Annotated in this window: 9 protein-coding genes; 4 read left to right on the top strand and 5 right to left on the bottom strand. The window is 73.4% G+C overall.

Going from position 1 to position 8,582, the window contains the following annotated elements; translation table 11 throughout:
- Positions 1-222, bottom strand: a 222-nt coding sequence (locus EEJ42_RS37430; RefSeq protein WP_148082164.1) for a zf-HC2 domain-containing protein, incomplete at its 3' end; no start/stop codon positions are given.
- Complete coding sequence (locus tag EEJ42_RS37425; RefSeq protein ID WP_246097620.1) at positions 219-830, bottom strand: RNA polymerase sigma factor; 612 nt, start codon at positions 828-830, stop codon at positions 219-221. The genes EEJ42_RS37425 and EEJ42_RS37430, both read right to left, overlap by 4 nt.
- 144 nt (positions 831-974) lie before the next feature.
- On the opposite strand from EEJ42_RS37425, the gene lon reads away from it, so the two are divergent.
- Both lon and EEJ42_RS37415 read left to right on the top strand, forming a co-directional pair.
- Complete coding sequence (lon, locus tag EEJ42_RS37420; RefSeq protein WP_123106638.1) at positions 975-3,383, top strand: endopeptidase La; 2,409 nt, start codon at positions 975-977, stop codon at positions 3,381-3,383.
- Positions 3,384-3,494: 111 nt separating this feature from the next.
- The gene (locus EEJ42_RS37415) at positions 3,495-4,046 is read left to right on the top strand and encodes an NAD(P)H-dependent oxidoreductase (protein WP_246097619.1); all 552 of its coding nucleotides are present in this window, start codon (positions 3,495-3,497) and stop codon (positions 4,044-4,046) included.
- 99 nt (positions 4,047-4,145) lie between these two features.
- On the opposite strand, the gene EEJ42_RS37410 is transcribed toward EEJ42_RS37415, so the two are convergent.
- Complete coding sequence (locus EEJ42_RS37410; protein WP_123106636.1) at positions 4,146-4,724, bottom strand: TetR/AcrR family transcriptional regulator; 579 nt, start codon at positions 4,722-4,724, stop codon at positions 4,146-4,148.
- Positions 4,725-4,858: 134 nt separating this feature from the next.
- Positions 4,859-5,749 (bottom strand): lysozyme, encoded by an 891-nt coding sequence (locus EEJ42_RS37405; RefSeq protein ID WP_123106635.1) that lies wholly within the window; start codon positions 5,747-5,749, stop codon positions 4,859-4,861.
- Positions 5,750-5,959: 210 nt separating this feature from the next.
- Here EEJ42_RS37405 and EEJ42_RS37400 point away from each other — a divergent pair, with 210 nt between their 5' ends.
- Positions 5,960-6,493, top strand: coding sequence for a MarR family winged helix-turn-helix transcriptional regulator (locus tag EEJ42_RS37400; protein ID WP_246097618.1), 534 nt, complete (start codon positions 5,960-5,962; stop codon positions 6,491-6,493).
- A 260-nt stretch (positions 6,494-6,753) separates the two neighbouring features.
- On the opposite strand, the gene EEJ42_RS37395 is transcribed toward EEJ42_RS37400, so the two are convergent.
- Complete coding sequence (locus EEJ42_RS37395) at positions 6,754-7,524, bottom strand: protein phosphatase 2C domain-containing protein (RefSeq protein WP_123106634.1); 771 nt, start codon at positions 7,522-7,524, stop codon at positions 6,754-6,756.
- A gap of 364 nt (positions 7,525-7,888) precedes the next feature.
- On the opposite strand from EEJ42_RS37395, the gene EEJ42_RS37390 reads away from it, so the two are divergent.
- Positions 7,889-8,582: nitrate- and nitrite sensing domain-containing protein (locus EEJ42_RS37390; protein ID WP_184503462.1), on the top strand; the 694-nt coding region annotated here is incomplete at its 3' end.

Genomic DNA, 8,582 nt, shown 5'->3' with positions numbered 1-8,582 from the left:
GGGGGCCGCCCCGTCCGGCGTCGTCGCGGTGGCCAGCAGGGCGGCCCGTACCGCCGCCAGGGCGGGGGCCGCCGTGCCCGCGCGGACTGCGGCGGAGACGCGGGCGGCGCAGGGCGTGCACGCCTCCAGGTGCTTGTCGACCGACCAGGCGTCCAGCTCCGGCAGCGAGCCGTCGGCGTACGACGCCGCCTGGGCGGGGGTCACATGCCAGGCAGGGGTCATGGGGTGCCTCCCAGCGGGTGCGGCGCGGGCAGCGGGGACAGCTGGGCGAGTACGGAGCGCAGTTCGCGGCGGGCGCGGCGGGCGCGCGACTTGACGGTGCCCTCGGGGATGCCGAGGAGCTGTGCCGCCTCGCGCGTGGTGAGCCCGTCCACCACCGTGGCGCGCAGGACGGCGCGCAGCTCGGGGGAGAGCCGGTCCAGGGCGGTGCCGACGGTGCCGTACTCCAGCGCGTCGAGCACCCGGTCCTCCGCCGAGGGCGTGGTCGCACGCGCTGCGTCGGGGTCGTGGCGGGCGTGCGCGGACTGCGCCTCGGCGGTCCGGACGGCGGTGCGCCGGGCGTCGACGAGGCGGCGGGCCGCGATGGTCCACAGCCAGCCGCCCGCCTCGCCGCCGCGGTGCGAGGCGGCGGACCGCCAGACGGTGACGAAGGTGTCCTGGAGCACTTCCTGCACGGTCTCGGGGTCGGCGCAGCGCCGGGTGAGCCGGGCGTGCAGCCAGCCGCCGTGCCGGTCGTACAGCGTGGCGAGCGCGTCGGCGTCGCCCCGCGCGACGGCGCGCAGCAGCTCCGTGTCGCTCGAGTGGGCCCCCAGGGGGCGTAACGGTCTCACGCTTCCTCTATCGCTCGGGAGCCCCGCGGCGGTTCACGGCAGCCGGGGCAGGTGATCGCTCACAGCGAACACGGACTCGGGAACACCTGGAGGCTCCCAGGCATTGAGTCTGCATAACTCAACTTGCCTGCCGAAGGGGAGATCATGGCTTCGCTGTCCACACCGCTCACCCTGCCCGTCCTGCCTCTCGATGACGAGGTCGTGCTGCCCGGCATGGTGGTGCCGCTGGACCTTTCCGATACCGATGTACGCGCCGCGGTGGAGGCCGCGCAGGCCGCCGCCCGGTCCGACGGCGGGAAACCACGGGTGCTGCTGGTGCCGCGTATCGACGGGACGTACGCGGGCATCGGCACGCTCGGCACCGTCGAGCAGGTGGGCCGGCTGTCCGACGGGGATCCCGGGGCGCTCATCCGCGGGGTGCGGCGCGTGCGGGTCGGGGCCGGGACGACCGGGCCCGGGGCCGCGCTGTGGATCGAGGGCACCGCGGTCGAGGAGATCGTGCCCGACCCGCTGCCCGGTGCCGTCACCGAACTGATGAAGGAGTACAAGGCGCTGGCCACCAGCTGGCTGCGCAAGCGCGGCGCCTGGCAGGTCGTGGACCGGGTGCAGCAGATCGACGACGTCTCGCAGCTCGCCGACAACTCCGGATACTCGCCGTTCCTCAGCGTTGCCCAGCGCGTGGAGCTGCTGGAGACCGCCGACCCGGTGGCCCGGCTCAAGCTGGCCGTGACCTGGCTGAGCGACCACATGGCCGAGCAGGACGTGGCCGAGTCGATCGCCAAGGACGTCCAGGAGGGCGTCGACAAGCAGCAGCGCGAGTTCCTGCTGCGGCGGCAGATGGAGGCCGTGCGCAAGGAGCTGGCCGAGCTGAACGGCGATCCGGAGGACGAGTCCGACGACTACCGGGCCCGGGTCGAGGCCGCCGATCTGCCGGAAAAGGTGCGCGAGGCGGCGCTGAAGGAGGTCGACAAGCTGGAGCGGGCCAGCGACCAGAGCCCCGAGGGCAGCTGGATCCGCACCTGGCTGGACACCGTCCTGGAGCTGCCGTGGAACGAGCGCACCGAGGACGCGTACGACATCCCCGGCGCCCAGGCGGTGCTCGACGCCGACCACGCGGGCCTGGCGGACGTGAAGGAGCGGATCACCGAGTACCTGGCGGTGCGCAAGCGCCGCGCCGACCGCGGCCTCGGGGTCGTGGGCGGGCGGCGCGGCGGGGCCGTGCTGGCGCTCGTCGGTCCGCCCGGCGTCGGGAAGACCAGCCTCGGCGAGAGCGTGGCCCGCGCGATGGGGCGGAAGTTCGTCCGGGTCGCGCTCGGCGGCGTCCGCGACGAGGCGGAGATCCGCGGTCACCGGCGTACGTACGTGGGCGCGCTGCCCGGCCGGGTCGTCCGGGCCATCAAGGAGGCGGGCTCGATGAACCCGGTGGTCCTCCTGGACGAGATCGACAAGGTCGGCTCCGACTTCCGCGGCGACCCCGCCGCGGCCCTGCTGGAGGTCCTGGACCCGGCGCAGAACCACACCTTCCGCGACCACTACCTGGAGGTCGAACTCGACCTGTCCGACGTGGTCTTCCTGGCCACGGCCAACGTCCTGGAAGCCATCCCGGAGGCGCTGCTGGACCGCATGGAGCTGGTGCGCCTGGACGGCTACACCGAGGACGAGAAGGTCACCATCGCCCGCGACCACCTGCTGCCCCGGCAGCTGGAGCGCGCCGGTCTGGAGCCGGGCGAGGTCGAGGTGGCGGACGAGGCGCTGCGCAAGCTCGCCGGGGAGTACACCCGCGAGGCGGGCGTACGGACCCTGGAGCGCTCGATCGCGCGGCTGCTGCGCAAGGTGGCGGCCCAGCACGAGCTGGGTGAGCGCGAACTGCCGTTCACGGTGGGGGTGGAGAGCTTGCGTCCGCTGATCGGGCGGCCGCACCACACCCCCGAGTCCGCGCAGGACCCGGCCGAGCGCCGCACCTCCGTGCCGGGCGTGGCGACCGGGCTCGCGGTGACGGGCGCGGGTGGCGACGTGCTGTACGTGGAGGCGTCGCTCGCGGACGCCGAGACGGGCGGCGCGGGGCTGACCCTGACCGGACAGCTGGGTGACGTCATGAAGGAGTCCGCCCAGATCGCCCTGTCCTTCCTGCGCTCCCACGGCGCGGAGCTGGAGCTGCCGGTCGCCGACCTGAAGGAGCGCGGCATCCACCTCCACGTACCGGCGGGCGCGGTGCCCAAGGACGGCCCGAGCGCGGGCATCACCATGACCACCGCCCTGGCCTCGCTGCTCTCGGGCCGCCAGGTGCGGCCGGACGTGGCGATGACGGGCGAGGTCTCGCTGACCGGGCGGGTGCTGCCGATCGGCGGCGTCAAGCAGAAGCTGCTGGCGGCGCACCGGGCCGGGGTGACCACCGTGATCATCCCCAAGCGGAACGAGCCGGATCTGGACGACGTGCCCGCCGAGGTCCTGGAGAAGCTCGACGTCCACCCGGTCTCGGACGTCCGCCAGGTCCTGGAGCTGGCCCTCCAGCCCGCCTCGGCGAGCGCCCCGGAGGTCCCGGTGGCGGCGTAGCCGCGCAGCGGCGCGGGCCGTCGTTGACAGTCAGACAGGTCTGTCTGGTAGCTTGAGCAGGCAACCAGACAGACCTGTCTGTTCAGTCATTGCTTCTCGCGGAGGAAAGCCGTGCGCACTCTCGTCGTCCTCGCCCACCCCGACCTCGCCGCCTCGCGCGTCAACGCCGCCCTCGCCGAGGCCGCGCGTCCGGTGGACGGCGTCACGCTGCACGACCTGTACGCCACCTACCCGGACCTGGTCATCGACGTCGAGCGCGAGCAGCGGCTGCTGCTGGAGCACGACCGGATCGTGCTCCAGTTCCCCTTCTACTGGTACTCGGCGCCGCCGCTGCTGAAGAAGTGGCTGGACGAGGTGTTCCTGCACGGCTTCGCGTACGGCTCGCAGGGCACCGCGCTGCGGGGCAAGGCGCTGCTCGTCGCCACCACGGCGGGTGCCTCGGAGGAGATGTACCGGCCCGAGGGGTTCAAGCGCTTCACGGTCGCCGAGCTGCTCAACACCTTCGACGCGACCGCCAACATCACCGGCATGCGCTACGAGGAGCCCTTCGTCGTCCACGGCACGCACGGGCTGGACGACGCGGCGCTCGCCGCGCACCAGGAGCACTACCGCGCGCTGCTGGCGTCCGGGGTGCCGCGCGAGCGGGACCTCGCCGTGGCGTAAGGACAGATCGAAGGGCCCGGCCGCCTCGCGTGCGGCCGGGCCCTTCGTCGTATCCGGGGTGCTGCACCCGCGCCGGGGTGCTGCACCCGCGGCGAGGTGCTACACCCGGGCCGGGCACGCCTCCGCGATCAGCGTCCGCGCCGCTTCCCGCGCCGCCTCCGCGATCTCCGGCCGGGGCTCCAGCGCCGCCGCGGCCATCGCGCCGTCGACGAGGAGCGAGATCCGCAGGGCGAGCTGCTCGGGGTCGGCGGCGCCTGCCGCCCGGGCCAGCTCGGTCAGCCAGGCCCGTACGGCGCGCTTGTGCTCGGCCGTCGCCGCGTGCGCTTCGCCGCCCGGCTCCGTCTCGCCCGCGGTCCTGATGAACGCGCAGCCGCGGAAGCCGTCCCGCAGGGTCGCCGCGCTCAGCGCGTCGAAGAGGCCGGTGAGCTGGTCGCGCGGATCGGGCCCGGCCGCCTCGGCGGCCTCGGTCAGCGCGCCGCGCCAGTGGGTGTCCGACTGCCGCAGATAGGCCAGGACGAGGTCGTCCTTGCAGCGGAAGTGGGCGTACAGCGTCGCCTTGGCCACGCCCGACTCGGCGATGATCCGGTCCACTCCGACGCCGCGTACGCCGTGGGCGTTGAAGAGGCCGGTCGCCGTGGACAGGATCCGGTCGCGGGCGGAGGGCCGGGCGCTGCTCATGGTGACGCTCCTCGGGTGGGCCGGGGCGGCCGGAGGAACGGCCGATGCCCTCCAGCGTACAGACAGACCTGTCCGTGCACCGGAGGGCGAGGGGCGTCGAGTAGGTGGGGGGTTGGGCGGCTCGGGCGCCGGTCTCAGCCGTTGGCGAGCGCCTTCAGCCGGTCGATCGCGCCGTTGAACAGGTTGTGGTCGCCGACCGTCGGGCCGGAGGAGGTGTACTGCCAGATGGTGTGGAAGCCCCAGCCCGCCGGGAGCTCACCGACGGAGGAGCCGTAGCGCGGGATCCACAGCGGGTTGACGCCGCCGAAGGCGCTGGAGTTGCCGGTGCAGCTCTTCCACCAGCTGGTGGAGGTGTAGATCACCGGGTCGCGGCCGGTGCGCGACTTGTAGGTGCTGGTGAAGTCCTTGATCCAGCTGACCATCGCGCTGGCGCTTTTGCCGTAACAGGTGGCGCCGTACGGGTTGTACTCCATGTCCAGCGCGCCCGGCAGCGTCTTGCCGTCCTTGCTCCAGCCGCCTCCGTGGTCGACGAAGTAGTTGGCCTGGGCGGCGCCGGAGGAGTTGTCCGGCAGCGCGAAGTGGTACGCCCCGCGGATCATGCCCGCGTCGTACGAGCCGTTGTACTGCTGGGCGAAGTACGGGTTGGTGTAGCTGGTGCCCTCGGTCGCCTTCACGTAGGCGAACTTGACCCCGCTGTTCCAGAGGGTCGACCAGGCGACGTTGCCCTGGTGGCTGCTGACGTCCACGCCTTCGACGGTGGCGAGCAGATCGGCCGGCGAGGGCGGTTCGCCGGTCGTCGAGCCGCCCTCGTGTTTGAGAATCTGTGAACCCGCCCAGTCGTCCTCGGGGTGCGGGATGGCCTTCGTGCCGCCGTCCGCGGTCGGTGCGTCGGTCGGGGCGTCATCGGCGAACGCGGGGCCGGACAGCGCGAAGGACGCGGTGAGGAGGGCGGAAAGGAGGGCGGCGAGCAGGCCGATCAGCGCGCCGGGGGTGCGCCGGGTCGGGCCGGGTCTCTGGACGGGCATGGCGTGCCTCCGAAGCCTCGGTGGGGGGAGCGGGGAAGACATGCGGTTGGTATGGCCATGTCATAAGTGACGCTACGGGCGTAGATAGCGACGGGGAAGGGTCGGGGCCGGCTGCCGTTGGTCTAATCCTGCGAAATACTGATGGAGCTGCGGTAACAGCCGTGCGTGCAAGAAACTTTCACGATGTGAAAACCCGGAGAGGGCTCTGACGTGCACAACAACAGGGCAACGCCCCCCGAGGAGGGCGAGGGCGGCACCGTGGGCGGAATTGGTGTGGACCATGCGTTCCTGGCGCTGGAGCGCGAATTGGCCGTCTTCCTGCGCCGCGCCCGCGCCTCCTCGGGCGAATTGGCCCGCGAGGTCCACCCCGACCTGGAATCCGCCGCGTACGGGCTGCTGATGCGCCTGGAGGACGCGGGGGAGCAGCGCGCGACGGACCTCGCGGCCTACATCGGTGTGGGCAAGGCGACGATGAGCCGTCAGCTGCGCGCGCTGGAGGGCCTCGGGCTGGTGACCCGGGCGCCCGACCCGGCGGACGGCCGGGCCTTCCTGGTGCAGCTGACGGACGAGGGCCGGGCCCGCTTCCGACGGGTCCGCGGCGCCCGGCGCGCGCGGTACGCCCGCCGTCTCGCCGCCTGGGAGCGCAGCGAGGTCGCCGAACTCGCGCGGCTGCTGCACCGGTTGAACAGTACGCAGGAAGCCGACGAGCCCGGGCAGGCGTCCCGCGCGGAGCGGGACCAGTAGGGCGCTCATGTACGTCAGGATCGGCGAGCCGCGCCGATCCGGCGACGTGGGTGTGGCGACTGCGGTACCCGCCCCCTGAAGACGGCGGCCTCCGGCGTCCGCTGACGGCCCGGCGAGGGTTGGCCGTCGCCCCGGGCGAGGCCGCTCAGGCCCGGCGCGGGCGCCCGCGACTCGGTGGGACGGCCGCCGCGACAACGGCCGCCGCGGCTCGGCGGGGACGCCCATCATGGGTGCGGACCGTCGCGCGAGCGTGACACCCCCTACGGCTCGACGAGGACGGCCGCCGCGTCGTCGTGGGCCTTGCCCCGGGGGAAGGCCGTCCGGTCCGGGTCGGCCTGCTCCGCCGCCCGCACCCGGTCGATCAGCGCCTGCGGCCCCTCCTTGCGCAGCAGCCCGAGGCAGGCGGCCCAGTCGCCCTCGCGGAACACCTCGACCCAGCGCGACGCCCCGTCGGTGAGGGCCGCCAGCGCCCGTACCTCCGTGCGCGGCAGGCTGCCGGTGACCGCCTTGGCGGTCACCGCCGGATCGGCCGCGGCGGTGAAGAAGCCGCCCTCGACGTTGCGCAGCGGGCCCACCCGCCGCCCCTCGGCGCGCAGCCGGTCGATGCGGTCGTCGAGCACGGCCGTCACGCCGCCCCCGGTCCGCTCGATGAGCAGGACGGAGTCGGAGAGCACCAGGTACTCGACCCGGTCCGCGTCCCAGCGCGCCGCGACCACGGTCGCCTGAGGGGTCAGGGGGTGAGAAAGGTCACAAGTTGAACTATGTGCCTCGGCGGTGCGCCCGATCGCGTACGCGAGGCAGTCGGCGAGCGACGCGTCCCGCCGTGAACCGGTCAGCTCCAGCAGCGCGCCGCCGAGCCGGGCGGTGTACCAGGGCACGCCGTGGGCGCATCCGGCGTCGCCCTCGGGCGGGGTCACCCCGTCCAGCACCACGAGCGCGCCGCCGTGTCCCGACGCGGGCAGGGCCACGGACGCGTAGTCCTCGTTGGGGCGCCGCGGGTCGCCGGGGGCGGTCGCCAGTTCGATGCGCATGCCGTCAGTCTGCCGGACGACGACCGGTAGCTCACCGGTAGCTCACCGGTAGCTCCCGTTCCGGGGCGCGGCCGCGGAAGGTGGGCAGGGGGATGCGCATCCTGCCAGGACGGACAAGCGTTTTCCAGCCCGGGAAATTCGGCCGCCGGGTATGGTCCGTGACGAAAGTTGGTGCTCAACTACGCAATGCGGTTCACTCGTTCGGGTGGGCCGGGTGGGTGATGCGTATCCGCCCCGGAGCCGTCCCTGCAAGGGTCGGAATCCCCACCAGGGGTGGGGATTCACAAGAGTTGATCCGTCGTCACCTCTGAACCACAGCGGTCTGGAACCACAGCGGTCGGGCGAGAAAAGATGGTGAGCACCGGTGCGGAAGAAGCGGCTTCGGGGCACCAAGCGCGAGCACATCAGTGAGCCCCGCGATCAGCACGAGCAGGGGTCTGCCGAAGCGACCCCTCCGGCGGCCGGGCCCGTTCCCGAGGCTCCGGAGCCCCAGCCGCCGCGCGGGCGCACGGCGCGCGTCCGCAACCGGCTGACCGCGTCCGTCGCCCTCGTCTCCGTCGCCGTCCTCGCCGCCGGTGCCCCCGCCGTCCTCGGCGCCCTCGACGACGCCACCGAGGCCCAGAAGCTGGTCGACCTCGCCGAGACCAACCGCGGCACGGTGGCCCTCGCCCACTCCCTCGCCGACGAGCGCGACGCGATGACGGCGTTCGTCGCCGCGGGCCGCACCACCTCCGCCGGGGGCGGGGTCTCCGAGGACCAGCGGGCCCGCGTCGACCGGCAGGTCGAGGAGGTGCGCGGACAGGTCCCGGCCGCCCTCGGCGCGTTATTGGACACCCTCCCCGAGATCCGTCAGCAGGCCCTGACCGGCAAGGGATCGTCCCTCGACGTCTTCGACGCGTACACCGAGGCCGTCCAGGCGCTGAACCGGGTCGCCGACACCCTCGCCCACAAGCTCCCGGCCGACGCCGACACCGGCCCGGCCCCCGCGCTCGCCCCGCTCGGCCGCGCCGTGGAGCAGGCGTCCGCCACCCGCGGGCTGCTGCTCGCCGCGCTCGCCG

Origin of the sequence: Streptomyces botrytidirepellens (genome assembly GCF_003721215.1) — a bacterium.
In the GTDB taxonomy this organism is placed as follows: Bacteria; Actinomycetota; Actinomycetes; order Streptomycetales; family Streptomycetaceae; genus Streptomyces; species Streptomyces himastatinicus.
This window is presented reverse-complemented; position numbering and strand designations above follow the sequence as displayed.